The organism is Arthrobacter rhombi, from assembly GCF_039526245.1.
Taxonomy (GTDB): domain Bacteria; phylum Actinomycetota; class Actinomycetes; order Actinomycetales; family Micrococcaceae; genus Arthrobacter_H; species Arthrobacter_H rhombi.
This window is the reverse complement of the sequence record NZ_BAAAIV010000005.1, coordinates 131,343-147,114: the sequence shown is the minus strand read 5'-3', so window position 1 is coordinate 147,114 and position 15,772 is coordinate 131,343. Positions and strand designations below refer to the sequence as shown.

Sequence of the window (15,772 nt, the reverse complement as noted above, 5' to 3'; positions counted from 1 at the left end):
TCGTTACGGTCAGTCTGCGTTGCTCTTCCGCTGTCCGCGCACGGCAGCCACAATGCGACGGACGAGCAAGGCGACGGCCAGAATGATGGCCACCGCGAGCAAGGTGGCAGTCATCGGAACCGGCCAGTGCATGCGGTAGGAAATCCGCGAGCAAATGGCCAGCGCCCAGGCAATGCCCCACAGGGTGGTCAGCCGCTTCTGCCATCGGGGCCGGGCGGCCCTGGTGCGCTGGACATCGGTCATGGCCTCGCGCATCGTGCGTCCAACCCGGCGCTTTCCGTACACGCCGGTCCTAACGTCGGAAAGTGTTCGTCAGGGTCCCGATGCCCTCGATTTCGACGTCGTAGCGCTGCCCTTCCCGAAGCAGTCCGACACCTGCAGGGGTACCGGTCAGCAAGACATCACCGGGAAGCAGGGTAAAGGCCTGGGACGCGTAGGACACCAGTTCCGCGACGCTCCAGACCATCAGCGACGTGTCGCCATCCTGGACCGTCTCGCCGTCCAGGCGTCCTTGGATTCGTACGTCCTCGACGTCCAGCTCGGTTTCGATCCACGGGCCGATGGGGCAGGAGCCATCCCAGCCCTTGGCCCGGGCCCACTGGTTGTCCGTCCGTTGCGCGTCCCGTGCCGTCAGGTCATTGGCACACGTGTAGCCGAAGATAACGTCGCCTGCCTTTTCCGCAGGAACGTCCTTGCAGATACGTCCGATGACAACTGCGAGTTCCGCTTCGTAGGAGATCTCCTCGGAGAACGCCGGGAGGGTGATCGGATCCCCCGGCCCCACCACCGCCGTGTTGGGCTTCAGGAACATCAATGGCGCCACCGGGACCTCGTTACCGAGTTCCTTGGCATGTTCGGCATAGGTGCGTCCGAAGCACACGACCTTGGACCGCGGGATGATGGGCGCCAGCAGGCGGACATCCTCGAGCCGGTGGCGCGCCCCCGTGGGCTGGATCCCCTGGAAGAAGGGATCACCGGAGATCACGGCAACCTCCTCGCCGTCAACTACGCCATACATGGGGTCATTGTCTAGAACAAACCGAGCAATACGCATGGGCTACAGCCTAGTAGACGAACTGCTCGCCCCGCGATCGGTCGGCGGCTACCGCGTCCTGCGACCGTCGGCTTCCCGTTCGCGCTGATTCGATGCATTCACCGCGCCTCGCTCCTCAGCGCCCGGCAGATCCTCGTCCTCGACCGGCTGCGTTGCCTCTGGCTCCTCCGGGAACCCCTGCGGGTTATTGGACTGCCAGCGCCACATATCGGTCACCATTTCCTCCAACCCTCGTTCGGCCTTCCAACCGATGTCCTCGCGGGCCCGGGTCGGATCGGCATAGGAGGCCGCGACGTCACCCGGGCGACGGTCGACGATTTCGTGGGCGATGGGCTTGCCGGCCGCACGTTCAAAGGCAGCAATGACCTCCAGAACGGAGGAACCGTTCCCGGTCCCCAGGTTCCATGCGTGGAGGCCGCCGTGGTCCAGAAGGTACTCCAGGGCTGCCAGGTGCCCGGCCCCCAGATCGAGAACATGGATGTAGTCGCGGACGCCGGTCCCGTCCGGCGTGTTGTAGTCGTCGCCGAAGACGTTGACCTTTTCCCGGCGCCCCACGGCCACCTGCGCAACGAAGGGCATGAGGTTGTTGGGGATGCCCTGCGGGTCTTCGCCAATGCGGCCGGATTCGTGGGCACCGACAGGGTTGAAATAGCGCAGCTTGGCGATGTTCCATCGTGCGTCCGAGGCGGCTAGATCATCGAGGATGAGTTCGATTTGAAGTTTGGTCTGCCCATACGGGTTGGTGGCCGACAGCGGCTGGTCCTCGGTCAAGGGCAGCTTCTGGCTATCGCCGTAGACGGTGGCCGAGGAGCTGAACACCAGCGTGCGAATTCCACGCGCGTCCATGGCTTCGAGCAGGTTCAGCGTACCCACCACGTTGTTGCGGTAGTAGGCCAGTGGCTGCGCCACCGACTCCCCCACGGCCTTGAGCCCCGCGAAGTGGATCACGGCTTCGGCACCGCTCGCGTCCAGGGCACGGCCGAGCGCGGCCTCGTCCAAGAGGTCGGCAACATGGACGGTGGCGTGTTTTCCAGTCAGCTCGGCAACTCGGCGGAGCGACTCGGGCGAGGAGTTCGAGTAGTTGTCCAGGACGTGGACCTCGTGTCCCTCTTCCAGGAGCAGGAGGACGGTGTGGGATCCGATATATCCGGCACCGCCGGTCACAAGAATGCGCATGGTCACAACTTTAGGATGTCCGGGCCCAAATGCCGCATCCGGTTGCGGAGATGGCGCTGGCCGGCCCGCCGTGAAGGCAAGCCGGCCAGCGCCAGTGATTCGGTCGGTGTTAGACCAGCCGCGTCAGCCAGCCGCGAGAGTCCTCGACGGCACCGGTCTGGATTCCCAGCAACTGCGTACGGATCCCCATGGCCACCGAGTCGGCCGGCGCCTCCGGGGTAGTGATCGATTCCTCTGCGGTCTTCAGCTCGCCGATGGGGGTGATGACCGCCGCGGTACCGCAGGCGAAGACCTCGGAGAGGGAACCGTCCTGGGCCGCTTGGCGCCACTCATCGATCGTGATCTTCCGCTCCTGGACCGTCAGTCCGCGCTCTCGGGCCAGTTCGAGGACCGACGAGCGCGTCACGCCGCGGAGGATGTTCCCGTTGAGCTCGGGGGTGACGAGCGTTCCGTCCTTGAAGACGAAGAAGACGTTCATGCCGCCCAGTTCGTCCACGGCATTGTCATTGGTCGGATCCAGGAACAGGACCTGCTTGCAATCGTTGGCCTCGGCCTCGATCTGGGCCGCCAGGGATGCGGCGTAGTTGCCACCGCACTTGGCTTCACCCGTGCCGCCGTGGCCGGCGCGTGCGTAGTTCGTGGACAACCAGATGGACACGGGCTTCAGCTCGCCACCAAAGTAGTTGCCGGCGGGTGAAGCAATGACCCGGTAGGACACTTCGCGCGACGGGCGGACCCCAAGGAACGCCTCCGTGGCGATCATGAAGGGGCGCAGGTAGAGCGCTTCCCCGTCGCCGGAGGGCACCCACGCTTCATCGACCGCGACCAGCTTCTTGAGGGAATCGATGAAGACATCGGTCGGTAGTTCCGGCAGGGCCAGCCGGCGGGCGGAGGCGTTGAACCGGGCGGCATTGGCTTCGGGGCGGAAGGTCCAGACGCTGCCGTCGGCGTGGCGGTAGGCCTTGAGCCCCTCGAAGATCTCCTGGCCGTAGTGCAGTACCGCGGCGGCCGGGTCCATCATGATCGGGCCATAGGGCTCGATGCGCGCGTCGTGCCAGGTGCCCTTGCCCGAAGCGTCCTGGGTCCAGTCCACGACTGCGGTGTGGTCGGTGAAGTAGTCGCCAAACCCGGGATCTGCCAGGACCTTGGCGCGCTCTTCGGCGCTCTTGGGGGTGGTGGAGAGCTGTTGGGAGAATTCCATGGTGCCTGCGCACTTCCTCTGCAAAGTTTTCGTGCCGCTCGTCACGTGCGGCGATCTATCAGCCCCAGCTTATGACAGGGCCAGCGTGATCGCATCGCCGATCTCCGCCGTCGTGCGGGAATCGGTGAGCTCGGCACGGGAATCGATGTCCTTCGCCACGGCGGCCTCGACACGACGCGCGGCGTCGGCCAGGCCCACGTGGTCAAGCAGGAGTGCTGCCGAGAGGATGGCCGCCGTGGGGTCGGCTTTCTGCTGCCCGGCGATGTCGGGGGCAGACCCGTGGACGGGTTCGAACATGGACGGGCCGGTGCCTGCCATGTTGATGTTTCCCGAGGCGGCCAGTCCGATGCCTCCGGTGACGGCTCCTGCCAAGTCGGTCAGGATATCGCCGAACAAGTTGTCGGTGACGATGACGTCAAAGCGGGCCGGGTCTGTGGTCATGTAGATCGTGGCGGCGTCCACGTGCATGTAGTCATGGGTGACGTCGGGGAAGTCCACTGCCACCGCTTCCACGGTGCGGCGCCACAGGTGGCCGGCATACACCAGCACGTTGTGCTTGTGGACCAAGGTCACGTGACGGCGCGGACGCTCGGCGGCGCGGCGGAAGGCCTCACGCACCACACGCTCGACGCCGTAGGCGGTGTTCACCGAAACCTCGGTGGCGATCTCGTGTTCGGTGCCCACCCGCAAGGCACCACCGTTGCCGACGTACGGGCCCTCGGTGCCTTCACGGACGACGACGAAGTCGATGTCCCCGGGAGCCGCCAAGGGACTCGGAACTCCTTCGTAGAGTTTCGCGGGCCGGAGGTTGATGTAGTGATCGAGGCTGAAACGCAGCTTGAGCAGCAGCTCGCGCTCGATCAGGCCCGAGGGAATGCGCGTATCGCCGGGAGCAGCTCCGACGGCGCCGAAGAGAATGACGTCGTGCTGGCGCAGTGACGCCAGCGTTTCCTCGGTGAGCGCCTCCCCCGTTTCCAGCCAATGTTGCGCACCCAGATGGTAGTCGGTGATGCGCAACGAGCGGTCACCGCCGTCCGTGGCCTTCTTCAGGACCTTGATGGCCTCTGCAATGACTTCCGGTCCAATGCCGTCGCCCGGGATGACGGCCAAATCGATCACATTGTTCATGCTTTCCAGATTAGGACCGCGTCCGGATGCCGGACAAACCGTCTCGACATATGAGACAGTGTCCGGCATCCGAAAAGTGGCTAAACCTCTTCGCCACCGTCATCGGCGGACCGCCACGCACGGTAATTCGACAGTCGGCTCCGCCGGTCCTCGATGAGGAACGAAACTTGGGAGAGGAATCGCTCGGTCGACTCCCCGCGGCGGATGCCGTCGAAGTACAGTTCACGCGCGACTTGGCGGTCGACCACACCCTCGGCATCGGCGAACCATGACTCCAGCACCTGGCCCAAGAACCCGACGTTGGTTTCGTCGATGACCTGGCACGACCGCGAAATCGGAGCGTCGATGGCCCGCCCCTCCGGGTCCGTGCGCCGATCAGTCAGAACCAGCGGCTTTTCGGGGTGCAGGTAGAGGAAATCCAATCCCACGCTCGAAATATCGGTCACGAGCACGTCGACATTCTCGAACATGGCGAGAATGTTCCCCTCGATCAGTACCTGGTGCTCGGCACCGGCCTCCTCGATCAACTCGCAGATCCGCGTGTGCGCGGCCGCCATCGCGGGTTCCTGCGACCCCTGGACGCGGGGGTGCGGCTTGTAGATCACGCGGGTCTGGGGAAGCGCCAACAGGTTCTCCACGATCTGGACCCCGTAGACGTCGACCGACGTGTAGTTGTTCTCGTCGTTCTCGCCTTCCCAGGTTGGCGCATACATGACGGTCCGCAACCCACTCGATGGCAGTTCCGACGCGAAGTCGATATCCAGCTGCGGGCGACCCGTGGTGATCAACTTGTCGAGGTTGAAGTCGATCAACCTGGCCTGATGGCGCTCAACTGCCGCGGGGCCGGCCACGAACACGAAGTCGTAGGCCTTGGCCCGGTTGGAAACCATGGAGAGCTTGTCGCTTTCGCCGTGGTTGATGTGGACATGAACCGGCCTCGGGTCCTCCAACGATTGGAAGTTGGACATCGCGTTGTTGACGTACAGGATCAATTCGAAGTCGTTGCCCTCATACAGACCCATCAGCCCCGAGAATCTCCGGATGAAGACCCGCGGCAGGGTGGTCAGCTTCTTGGCGGCACGGAAGGATTCCATCTTGCGGAAAACCACGACGACGGGTTCCACACGGTTCAGGTTTTCCAGGACGGGCAGCCATTGGATGAGCTGGTAGAGCTTGTCGGGTCCGTCACCGAAATACGCCACCACTCGCGCCGGGACCGGGACTCCGGCCATTTCATTGTCATTCGCTCGGCCGGACCGCAGGCCCGTCCACACGAGGGCCTTCTTGACCTGTGGGCGGCGGCTGGCCTTGCCCACGGCCTGACGCGTCCTACGTCTCAGCGCGGCCTTGAGTTCGTCGCTACTCGGCAAGGGATACCGTCCTCTATTGGTAGGTCTTCACATGAACGTCTCAGTTAGACTGCTGAACGAGAAAGCAGGCAACGAGCGTCGTAAGGATAATACGTACACCATGACGAATGCTGTGAACGAACCGCTCGCCAAACATTGGAATCTCCCCGCGGCCACAGCTGCAAGTTCACCTCGCCCGGCACTCATGGTCACGTGGGCAGTCGAAGAGAGCTTCGGTGGCATGACGACGATGTGCCTGAAACGCGCGTCGATTTTCCAGGACCAGGGCACGCCGAGTGCAGTAGTGACCTTCCACTTCGACCCTGACCAGGAAGCCCACGTCGCCGCAGCCGTGCACGCCGGCAAGCTCTCGCGCGAGGTGGACAGCGCAAACGTGCACTTCTACTACTCCAGTCGCAACGGAGAACCCCGCACATCCGGTTTCACGGCCACGGCCACCGATCAGCTGGAGTGGACCCTTGTCTCCGAATCGAGCGGCGCAAACACGCCATCGTTGTCCGTCCGGGAGTTCACAGACGTCGCCACCGAGACGCTTCGTCGTCGTGAGTACTACCGCGAGGACGGATCCCTTTACCTGCTGGACTGCCAGTTGCCGTCTACGACCCCGGCCGGCGCGGCACGACGGGTCCTCCAACTGATCGGCAGCGACGGTCGTCCTGCGCGCGAGTTCAAGGGTGCTGGGGTCTTCTATCGCCATTGGCTCTCCGAAATCGTCGGAGACCTTGAGGTGGACGTCGTCATCGACAGCAAGTTCATGGCCTCCATGTTGTGGCGCTGGAACCACCCAGGAGCGACCAAGAGTGCCGTCCTGCACAGCACCCATGTGAAGGCCGGCCATGACCTGATGACCGGGCCGCTGAACAAAAACCAGCAGGGAATCGTCGACCATCGAGATGACTGGGACCGGATGGTCCTCTTGACCCACGGGCAGGCCGAAGCATTCCGGGAGCGCCTCGGGGACAACTCGAACATCACGGTCATCAGCAATCCTGTGGACGGCCCTACCTCCTATCCCTCGTGGGAAGAGCGCGACCGGTACAAGATGCTGTTTGTCGGCCGCTTGGCACCCGACAAGCACGTCGACAAGGCCATCCGCGTCCTCGATTCCCTGGTGAGGGCCGGCACACCCGCAACCCTGGACATCATCGGGGACGGGCCCAAACGTGACGAACTTGAAGCTCTGGCCGGGGAATTGGGCCTCCAGGATCATGTCCACTTCACCGGATACGTATCCGATGTTCCGCGCCGACTCGACGAGGCGGGATCGGTGATCCTCTGCAGCAAGTTCGAGGGCCAGCCCTTGGCGCTGCTGGAGGCCAAGGCCCACGGCTGCGTTCCCGTGGCCTTCGACATCAGCTTCGGCCCCCGCGATGTCATCACGCCTGGTGTCTCCGGTGTCTTGGCCGACTACGACGATCTGGACGCCATGTCCGCCGGCATGGCCGAGTTCCTGGCCGACGAATCCCTCCATGAGCGCATGTCCCGTGCCGCGTTCGAGGAGGCACAGTCGTACACGGGCCCCATGATCTTCAGGGAATGGACCCGCGAGCTCGAAACGGCCCGGGCCGAAGCGCCTCGACGCCAACAAATCGCCGAGGCCGCCTTCTCAGTCGGTGCCCTGGCTTTCGCGGACGACGGAGGGATCAACCTCACCCTGCGTGGTCGGGGAGTACCCGCCGAAGCGACCGTGGCCTTGATTCTCAAGGGCCGGCAGGCACCCGTCGGCGCCGCAACGCTGGACGTCCCTTCCAGTGGCCAAAGTCCGCAGACGTGGTCCTTCGACATCCCGCCGTCCCTGCGGAACTCCTTCCCTGCCGATAAGCCGGTGGACTTCCACGTGCGCATCGACCATGGGCCCGTCCGGAGGTCCGCCCGGCTGGGCATCAACAACAGCGCGGGCCTCCTGCCGCTCTTGACCGGTTACGGGAACCTCAGCATCCGCTGAACAACTCTCCGGCACGGATCCATCCCCGCCCCTGGTATGACGCGGGGTACCACCGCCGAAAAGTAGAGTGGAATCATGACTCCGCACCGTGCCATTGACCATTGGCTGCGGGAAAACCCCCGCAAGGTCGACCTGATCACCGGCTTGGCTGCTTGGCTGCTCTTCGGCGTCGTGCCGGTGGTCCTCGCCGGATTCGGCCACGGCCCGATTGAGCTCGTCTGCGTTTCCCTGCAACTCCTGCCCTTGATCTGGCGTCGGACGCACCCGGGGCGCAGCGCCGCCGTCGTCGTCCTCGGGTGCCTGCTGCAGGTGGCCTTCGTCCCGACGTACCTCGGTTCGCAGGTTGCCGTCTTGATCACGGTCTACGGTCTGGCCAAGTACGCCCGTCGTTGGCAGTCCATGGCCGGGCTGTGCGCGGGCATGGTCGGCGCGGTACTGGCGACGCTGCGCTATGGCATCGTTGAAGGGCAGGCCATCGGGCTGCACCTGCTTCCCAGCTTTGTCGGCCTGGTCCTGCTCGTGCTGGTTTGCTGGACCTTCGGGGACCTGGCACGCACCCGCCGGTTGGCCGTCCAGGCACTGGAAGACCGCGCGACCCGCCTCGAGGTGGAGCGGCAGCAGGAACGCGAACTGGCCGCGTCGGATGAACGGGGGCGGATTGCCCGGGAGATGCACGACATCGTGGCCCATTCGCTCTCCGTCATCATCACCCAGTCCGACGGCGCACGGTACGCCAGCGAAAAGGATCCGGAGATCGCCCGCGAGACCCTGGCCACCATCTCGGAAACCGGACGGAAGTCCCTGCGGGAAATGCGTCGGCTCTTGGGCGTGTTGCGCGGCGATGAGCAGGCCTCCACGCGCCCCCTCCCCACGCTGGAGGATATCCCCGAACTGCTCGAAGCCACGCGGACAGCGGGACTGGAGGTCCGCTACGAGGTCCAGGGTGCGCCCCGGCGTGACCTGCCGCCCGGAGCGGAGCTCACCGGCTACCGGGCCGTCCAGGAGGCGCTCACCAACACGATCAAGCACGCCGGCCCGGCGGCCCGGGCCGACGTCCGGCTGACGTGGACGAGCTCCGGCTTGGAGCTCGAGGTCACCGACGATGGGCGCGGCGCCGGCGCGACCGACGACAACGTCGGGGCACAGCAGGGGCTGGTCGGCATGGCCGAACGGGTCGCCCTCTACGATGGACGTATCAGCACCGGGCCCCGACCCCATGGCGGCTTCTCCGCCAGCATCTTCATCCCCTACACCGAGGACTAAGTGGACACCGAGAGCACCAACCCGATCACCGTCGCCCTGGTCGACGACCAGCTCCTGGTCCGCAGCGGCTTCCGGATGCTGATCAACTCCCAACCCGACCTCGAGGTGGTGGCCGAGGCAACCAACGGGCGCGAGGCCCTGGCCTCCCCCGCATTGGCCCACGCCGACGTCGTCCTCATGGATGTGCGCATGCCGGAAATGGACGGGATCGAAACCACCGGGAAGCTCCTGGAGGGCCAGCCCTGCGGCGGTCCGCGCATCATCGTGCTCACCACATTCGATCTGGACGAGTACGCCCTGTCCGCCATCCAGGCCGGGGCCAGCGGTTTCCTGCTCAAGGACGCGCCGCCAGAGGAGCTGCTCGAGGCCATCCGCACCGTGCACCGCGGTGACGCCGTGATCGCCCCGTCGACCACGCGCCGGTTGCTGGACCATGTGGCCCCGATGCTCCGCCGCCCGGCCCAGGATGCCTCGGTGCACGAACAGGCAGTGGCCTCGCTGACGGCGCGCGAACGGGAGGTCTTCGAACTGATTGCCCTGGGCCGGTCCAACCCGGAGATCGCCGCCGGGCTGTTCCTCTCGGAGGCGACCGTCAAGACCCACGTGGGACGCATCCTGGCCAAGCTACAGGCCCGCGACCGCGTCCAGGCCGTGGTGATTGCCTACGCCACCGGTGTGGTCACGCCGTAGTCCGGCGCCACGCCTCAGTCGCGGTGCTGCGGCTTCGGCCCGGGACTCCTGACGAAGACGAAGAAGTACCAGAGCCCGCCGAACACGATCAGCGCGCCGAAGACCATGGTCATCATGGACGGGGACATCCCGATGTTCGCCGTGGGCGACGAATCCGCGGGTTCGGCCCGTGGGCCGTCTCCGGTGTAGCCGGCCGCCGCGGTGGAGTGCTCCGAGCCGGTGGCTTTCGCCGCGGAGGACGAAGCGGTGGGATCGGCCTCATCGACGCCGCCGGCGTTGTGCGCCGTGGCCAGCCGGATCTCACCGGTGGCGAAGTCGTAGGCGAAATCGCTCGATTCCAGCGAACCGCGCGTGAGCATCCGGCCGGTCGAGGGGTCGATCAGCAGGCCGGTCCCGGGGTGGATCGCAAAGCCGGTGGCAGGATCCACCTGGAATCCGGTCCGGGCGTCCCGCTTCCCGCCTTGCTGGATGGCCCGGGGGCCGTTGTTGCTGTATTGCCGGCCACCCGATGCCGAGGACCAGTCCCGACCGGAACCCGCTCCTCCGTTGCCGGAGGCGGCGCCGCCCGTCGAGGGGCGTGCGTGGGCCGTCCGGGGACGCGAGGGCTGCGGATGCGTCGAGGGCCTGGTGGGCTGGCGCGTGGGTTCGGTCGACGGCGCCGGTGCAGGATCCGAGGACTTGGTCGGCGTCGGAGTCGGCGTGGGCGTCGGTGTGGGATCGGTCGGCGGCGTCGGCGGATCCGTGGGGGGTTCGCTGGGGCCCGCCGGCTCCGAGGATCCGGGCGATGTGGGATCCGTCGGCTCAGTGGGCGACGGATCGGTGGGGACGGCCGGATCAGTCGTCGAAGCCGGCTCGGTGGGGGCCGAGGAGCCAGTACCGGGCGCGCTCGTTCCGGGTGATGGCGTGGAACCGGGCGGCGCTGGTCCGTCGGCGATGATGGAACTCGTGGCACCCACGACGTCACCGACGACGGTGGCGGTGCGTTCGATGGGCCCCTGGGAGGATCCTTCGACCGGCGCGGCGGACGCCGCGCTTGCCCCGGAAACACCGAGCGAACCGACGACCAGGACGGTGCCGAGCACAGCGGCGCACCGCAGGGCAGTGCGCTGCGTGGAATGCCGTGCTACGTGGCGCATCTGCCTCCTCGGGGCGTCCGGGTGCCGGGTGGCACTCATCCCATCATAACGAAAGAGTCACGATCCGGCATCGTCCGGGCCTCGGTGAGGCACCGCCGTCGTGCTATCTGGGCAGGTTTCCGTCCTTGAAATCCTTGAAGACCGAGCGCGTTTCGTCGGTGATGTTCAAGATCGATTGCCGGTCGGCGCTCCACCCGTAGGTGGCGGTCGGGACCTGGTGTCCCACCTTCTTCAGGTCGGCCTGGTAGGCCCAGGCGCCGAAGGTCAGCGCTTGTTCGGCCGAGAGGTTGGTGGTCGAGTGCTTGTTGGCCACATCCAGCACCGTGGCCAGCCCGGCGGGGCCCTTCGCGATGGCGTAGGCACCGATGCCGGTCAGCGTGAGGCCCTGGTTGAAGCTGCGGTCGAAGTCGCCCTTCGGCAGGGTCTTGCGTTCGCGGGAGAACCAGAAGGCGTCGTACCCGTCGACGTGGTGTTTGCCCTTCTCCACGGCGCGAACCTTCATGGGAGCGTTGACGGTGATGCCGCCGAGCTCGTCGATCATCTTCTGGAAGCCGGTGAAGCCGGTCAGCACGTAGCCCTCGAGCGGCAGGTCGGTGACCTGGGCGACCAGCTTGGCTTCCGCCTCGGGACCGTGCTTTTCCATGGCGTCGTTGATCTTGGCCTTCCCGCCGCCGGGCTGGGTGACCCAGAGGTCGCGCGGGATGCCCAGCACGCCGCCACCACCGTGGCCGTCGACCCCGACCACCTGCAGCGCGTCGGCGTGGCTGCCATCGACCTTCTGCCCCTTCTTCTCCCGGGCGTCCGATCCCATCAGCAGCACATGGCGCTTGCCGCCCAGGGCGGCGTCCTGGATGCCCAGCGACGGCCACCAGCCGCCGACGGCGGTCCACTTGCCCTGGTGCTTCACCGCCAGGGTCACGTCCTTGCCGCTGGTGAGCACGGCAAAGTGCTCCTTATTCCAGGTGCCCGCGGTGCCCTTGACCTCCGGGGTGCCGTCGGCCGCCTTCACGTGCTTCAGCGCCGCGGTGGCCGGGCCACTGGTGGGCACCGTTTTCCCGGTGTAGAGCGCCGTCGCGAACGAGGTCAGCTCCTTGGAGAGACCCGCGGTCTTGATGGCCGGCTTCGGCGCAGCCGAGGTCGACGCTGCGCTGGTCGGTGCCTGGCTCGGTGCGGGTTCGGCCGGCTTGGAACAGCCGGTGAGCAGGGCCAGGGTCAACACGGGGGCGAGCACGGCGGCTGCGGTTCTCGGGCGAAGGGTCATGCGTCCATTGTGACGCCCGCCGCCCCCGCGCCCCGCGACCGCCACACCCTTCCCGACGCCCGCCACAACCGAGGTCATACCCCGGTATGACCCCACCCCGCGCAAAGACCCTCCGCCGGGCTGATCCCCCACAGGACACCCACGCCATAGATTGATGAGCATGACGATCACCGACACCCACTCCACCACCCAGGCCGTTTCAGCCCGGGGCCTGACCAAGGTCTACGGCTCCGGCCCCACCGCGGTCCACGCCCTGGCCGGCGTCGACGTGTCCTTCACCGCTGGACGCTTCACCGCCATCATGGGCCCCTCCGGCTCCGGCAAATCCACCCTGATGCATTGCCTGGCCGGCCTGGATTCGGCCACCTCCGGCTCCATCACCATTGCGGGGCAGGACATCACCGCACTGAACGACAACGACCTCACCCGGCTGCGCCGCGAGAAGATCGGCTTCGTGTTCCAGTCCTTCAACTTGGTCCCCACGCTCACCGCCGAGCAGAACATCCTGCTCCCGCTGCAACTCGCGGGCGCCAAGCACGACGCCGACTGGCTGGCCCAGGTGGTCTCCACCCTGTCCCTCGGGGACCGGCTGCGCCACAAGCCGCACGAGCTCTCCGGCGGCCAGCAGCAGCGCGTGGCGGTGGCCCGCGCCCTGCTCACCCGCCCCGCCGTCGTGTTCGGTGACGAGCCCACCGGCAACCTGGACACCCGCACCGGCGCCGAGGTCCTCTCGCTGATGCGCTCCTCGGTGAAGGAGATGGGCCAGACCATCATCATGGTCACCCACGACCCGGTCGCCGCCAGCTACGCCGACGAGGTGCTGCTGATGCGCGACGGCGAACTGGTGGGCCAGCTCTCCGATCCGACGCCGGAAGCCGTCACCGCGGCGCTGGCCTCACTGGGGGCCTGACATGCTCTCACTCGCCCTGGCCAACATCCGCACCTATGCGCGCCGCTTCATCGCCGTCACCCTGGCGGTCATGATCGGCACCGCCTTCCTCTCCGCCACCCTGATGGTCAACTCCTCGGCCACCGCGTCGCTGGAGCGCAGCATCGGCGAGGCCTACCAGAACGCCGACCTGGTCGCCGGCATCGACCTGAACCAGCCCGTCCCCGAGGAGGAGGTGCTCGGCGCGCAGCAGCTCGCCGCCGTGGCAGCGGTCCCCGGGGTAGCCGCCGTCGAACCCCAGACCACCTCCGGGGCACGGATCGGAACCGGCAGCGGCGACTACACGGCAGTGGTCCAGCCCTACGCCGCCGACGCGCAACTGCGCACCACCACCCTGGTGTCCGGCAACGCCCCCACCGGCGGGTCCGAGCTCACCGTGGATGCCGACCACGCCGAACGCTACGGCCTGCACACCGGCGACATCGTCGGGGTGACCGGCACCTCCCCCGACGGGTCGGCACTGGACTACGAGGCACGCATCACCGGCATCACCGCCTCCTCGAACAGCCCGTTCCTGGGCTCGAACCTGCAGGTGGCCGTCTCACCGAAGAAGTACGGCGCCTTCGCCGGATCCGCCCCCTCCTACCAGTCGCTGAAGCTCCGCCTGGATGACGGCGCCGACGCGGCAACGGTCACCACCGCCGCGGCCGACGCCCTGAAGTCCCACGGGATCACCAACCCCTCGGTCATGACCTCGCAGGAACGCACGGTCACCGAGCTGTCCGGCTACACCGGCGGGCAGGACCAGTTCACCGTCATCCTGCTGGTCTTCGCCCTCATCGCCCTGGTGGTGACCGGGCTGGTGGTCATGAACACGTTCGCCGTGCTGGTCGCCCAGCGCACCCGTGAACTCGCCCTGCTGCGCACCCTTGGCGCGATGCGCGCCCAACTGCGCCGCTCCGTGCTGGTGGAGGCGCTGGTCATCGGCGTGGTGTCCTCGGCCTTGGGCGTGCTGTTGGCCATCGGTGTCATGGCCGGGTTGGTGGGCTACGTGTCCACGTTGCCCTCGGCATCCTTCGCGGTGCTGGCCATCTCGCCGATCTCGGTCATCGCCGGATTGGGCGTGGGCACGCTCATGACGCTGCTCGCCGCCTGGGCTCCGGCCCGGCGCGCCATGTCGGTGGCCCCGCTGGCCGCCCTGCGCCCGGCGGACGACGCCTCGGTGCACAACCGCATCGGCAAGCTGCGCCTGGTGTTCGGGGCGCTGCTGACCGTCGGCGGCGGCGCACTGCTGGTGTTCGGTGCCGTCGCGCACCAGCTGCTCATCGGCTTCACCGGCGGGCTGCTCTCCTTCATCGGGATCCTGATGCTCGCCTCGCTGTTCCTGCCCGGCGCCGTGCGGGCCGTGGGCCGGCTCTTCGGCGGGACCGGCGTGCCGGCGAAGCTGGCGTCGCTGAACGCGGTCCGCAACCCGGGCCGCACCACGGCGACGGCCACCGCGCTGCTCATCGGGGTCACCCTGGTGACGATGATGATGGTCGGCGCGCAGACCACCAAGCAGTCCTTCGGCGACGAACTCGGACGGAACTTCCTGGTGGACTTCACCGTCGACTCCCCCGCAGCCTACGGGGAGGCCTTCGGCGGCGCCCCGCTGCCGGAGGGCTCGGGCGGATCCGGCAGCTCCACCCCGGCCCCTGATGCGGCCCAGCTCGGCGCCTCCCAGGCCAAGGCGGCCGGCGCGGTCGACGGGGTGTCCGCCGTCGCCCTGTTGAAGCCTGTGGCGCAGGACGCCCAGGGAGCCACGCTCTACGCCGCGGATCCCGACGTGCTCGCCCAGGTCCTTAACGACCCCTCGCTGGTGCCCGCCGACGGCGAGGTGCTCGCCGGACAGTCCGAGAAGTCCAAGAAGCTCACGGTCCACGCCCTGGGCAGCAAGGACACCAGCACGCTGGCCGTGAAGCGGTCGCAGTCCGACGCCGCCATGGCGATCATGACCACGGCGACCGCACAGCAGCTGCCGGGCTACACCGGGGCAGGTTCGGTCGCCAACACCAGCACCGAAGCCGGATCGTATGAGATGGCCGCCTACCCGACCCTGTGGATCAAGGCGGCCCCCGGGCTGGACAGCGCCGCGCTGCAGGACCTGGGCAAGTCGCTGGCGTCCGACCTGCGGGTCTCCGACTACCAGGTCGCCGGCGGGGCGATGGAGAAGGCACTGTTCACCCAGGTGATCGACACGCTGCTGCTGGTCGTCTCCGGCCTGCTCGCCGTCGCCGTGTTCATCGCGCTCATCGGCGTGGCGAACACGCTGAGCCTCTCGGTGCTCGAACGCACCCGCGAATCGGCGCTGCTCCGGGCACTGGGCCTGACCCGCGGACAGCTACGCGGCATGCTCGCGCTCGAGGCCGTGCTGATCGCCGGGGTCGCCGCCCTGCTGGGCATCGTGCTGGGCACCACCTATGGGGCACTCGGTGCCCAGTCCGCGGTGGGTTCCTTCGCCACGGTGACGCTCTCGCTGCCGTGGGGCCAGCTGCTGCTGGTCCTGGGAGTCAGCGTCCTCGCGGCCCTGGCCGCCTCGATCGTCCCGGCCCGCCGCGCGGCACGACTCTCCCCCGTGGAGGGACTGGCCACCGAATAGCCCGTTTCACCGACCGCCCGG

General features: G+C 67.1%; 13 protein-coding genes. 5 read left to right on the top strand and 8 right to left on the bottom strand.

Annotated elements, in window-relative coordinates:
* Positions 1 to 9: 9 nt before the first annotated feature.
* From ABD088_RS05210 to ABD088_RS05185, 6 genes are all read right to left on the bottom strand, one after another.
* Positions 10 to 285: a hypothetical protein gene (locus ABD088_RS05210; protein ID WP_343900561.1), complete on the bottom strand. Its 276-nt coding sequence runs from the start codon at positions 283 to 285 to the stop codon at positions 10 to 12.
* 7 nt (positions 286 to 292) lie between these two features.
* On the bottom strand, positions 293 to 1,054 hold the full coding sequence (locus ABD088_RS05205; protein WP_343900560.1) for a fumarylacetoacetate hydrolase family protein: 762 nt from the start codon (positions 1,052 to 1,054) through the stop codon (positions 293 to 295).
* A gap of 48 nt (positions 1,055 to 1,102) precedes the next feature.
* The gene (gene galE, locus ABD088_RS05200; RefSeq protein WP_343900558.1) at positions 1,103 to 2,230 is read right to left on the bottom strand and encodes a UDP-glucose 4-epimerase GalE; all 1,128 of its coding nucleotides are present in this window, start codon (positions 2,228 to 2,230) and stop codon (positions 1,103 to 1,105) included.
* Positions 2,231 to 2,339: 109 nt separating this feature from the next.
* Positions 2,340 to 3,431: a branched-chain amino acid aminotransferase gene (locus tag ABD088_RS05195; RefSeq protein ID WP_343900556.1), complete on the bottom strand. Its 1,092-nt coding sequence runs from the start codon at positions 3,429 to 3,431 to the stop codon at positions 2,340 to 2,342.
* Positions 3,432 to 3,500: 69 nt separating this feature from the next.
* Positions 3,501 to 4,559, bottom strand: a complete 1,059-nt coding sequence (locus ABD088_RS05190; RefSeq protein WP_343900555.1) for a 3-isopropylmalate dehydrogenase — start codon at positions 4,557 to 4,559, stop codon at positions 3,501 to 3,503.
* 80 nt (positions 4,560 to 4,639) lie between these two features.
* Positions 4,640 to 5,929, bottom strand: a complete 1,290-nt coding sequence (locus ABD088_RS05185) for a CDP-glycerol glycerophosphotransferase family protein (RefSeq protein ID WP_343900553.1) — start codon at positions 5,927 to 5,929, stop codon at positions 4,640 to 4,642.
* Between the two features lie 100 nt (positions 5,930 to 6,029).
* Here ABD088_RS05185 and ABD088_RS05180 point away from each other — a divergent pair, with 100 nt between their 5' ends.
* From ABD088_RS05180 to ABD088_RS05170, 3 genes are all read left to right on the top strand, one after another.
* Positions 6,030 to 7,874 carry a glycosyltransferase gene (locus ABD088_RS05180; protein ID WP_343900552.1) on the top strand — a complete coding sequence of 615 codons (1,845 nt, stop codon included), beginning with the start codon at positions 6,030 to 6,032 and terminating at the stop codon, positions 7,872 to 7,874.
* 75 nt (positions 7,875 to 7,949) lie between these two features.
* A complete protein-coding gene (locus ABD088_RS05175; protein WP_343900551.1) occupies positions 7,950 to 9,137 on the top strand; it encodes a sensor histidine kinase in 1,188 nt (395 codons plus the stop codon).
* A complete protein-coding gene (locus ABD088_RS05170; RefSeq protein WP_343900549.1) occupies positions 9,138 to 9,827 on the top strand; it encodes a response regulator in 690 nt (229 codons plus the stop codon).
* A 14-nt stretch (positions 9,828 to 9,841) separates the two neighbouring features.
* On the opposite strand, the gene ABD088_RS05165 is transcribed toward ABD088_RS05170, so the two are convergent.
* Together ABD088_RS05165 and ABD088_RS05160 are read right to left on the bottom strand one after the other, a co-directional pair.
* A complete protein-coding gene (locus ABD088_RS05165; RefSeq protein WP_343900547.1) occupies positions 9,842 to 10,963 on the bottom strand; it encodes a hypothetical protein in 1,122 nt (373 codons plus the stop codon).
* A gap of 103 nt (positions 10,964 to 11,066) precedes the next feature.
* Positions 11,067 to 12,224, bottom strand: a complete 1,158-nt coding sequence (locus ABD088_RS05160) for an LCP family protein (RefSeq protein WP_343900546.1) — start codon at positions 12,222 to 12,224, stop codon at positions 11,067 to 11,069.
* A gap of 160 nt (positions 12,225 to 12,384) precedes the next feature.
* Here ABD088_RS05160 and ABD088_RS05155 point away from each other — a divergent pair, with 160 nt between their 5' ends.
* Both ABD088_RS05155 and ABD088_RS05150 read left to right on the top strand, forming a co-directional pair.
* Positions 12,385 to 13,134 (top strand): ABC transporter ATP-binding protein, encoded by a 750-nt coding sequence (locus ABD088_RS05155; RefSeq protein WP_343900544.1) that lies wholly within the window; start codon positions 12,385 to 12,387, stop codon positions 13,132 to 13,134.
* 1 nt (position 13,135) lies between these two features.
* Positions 13,136 to 15,751 (top strand): ABC transporter permease, encoded by a 2,616-nt coding sequence (locus tag ABD088_RS05150; protein WP_343900542.1) that lies wholly within the window; start codon positions 13,136 to 13,138, stop codon positions 15,749 to 15,751.
* Positions 15,752 to 15,772: the final 21 nt, after the last annotated feature.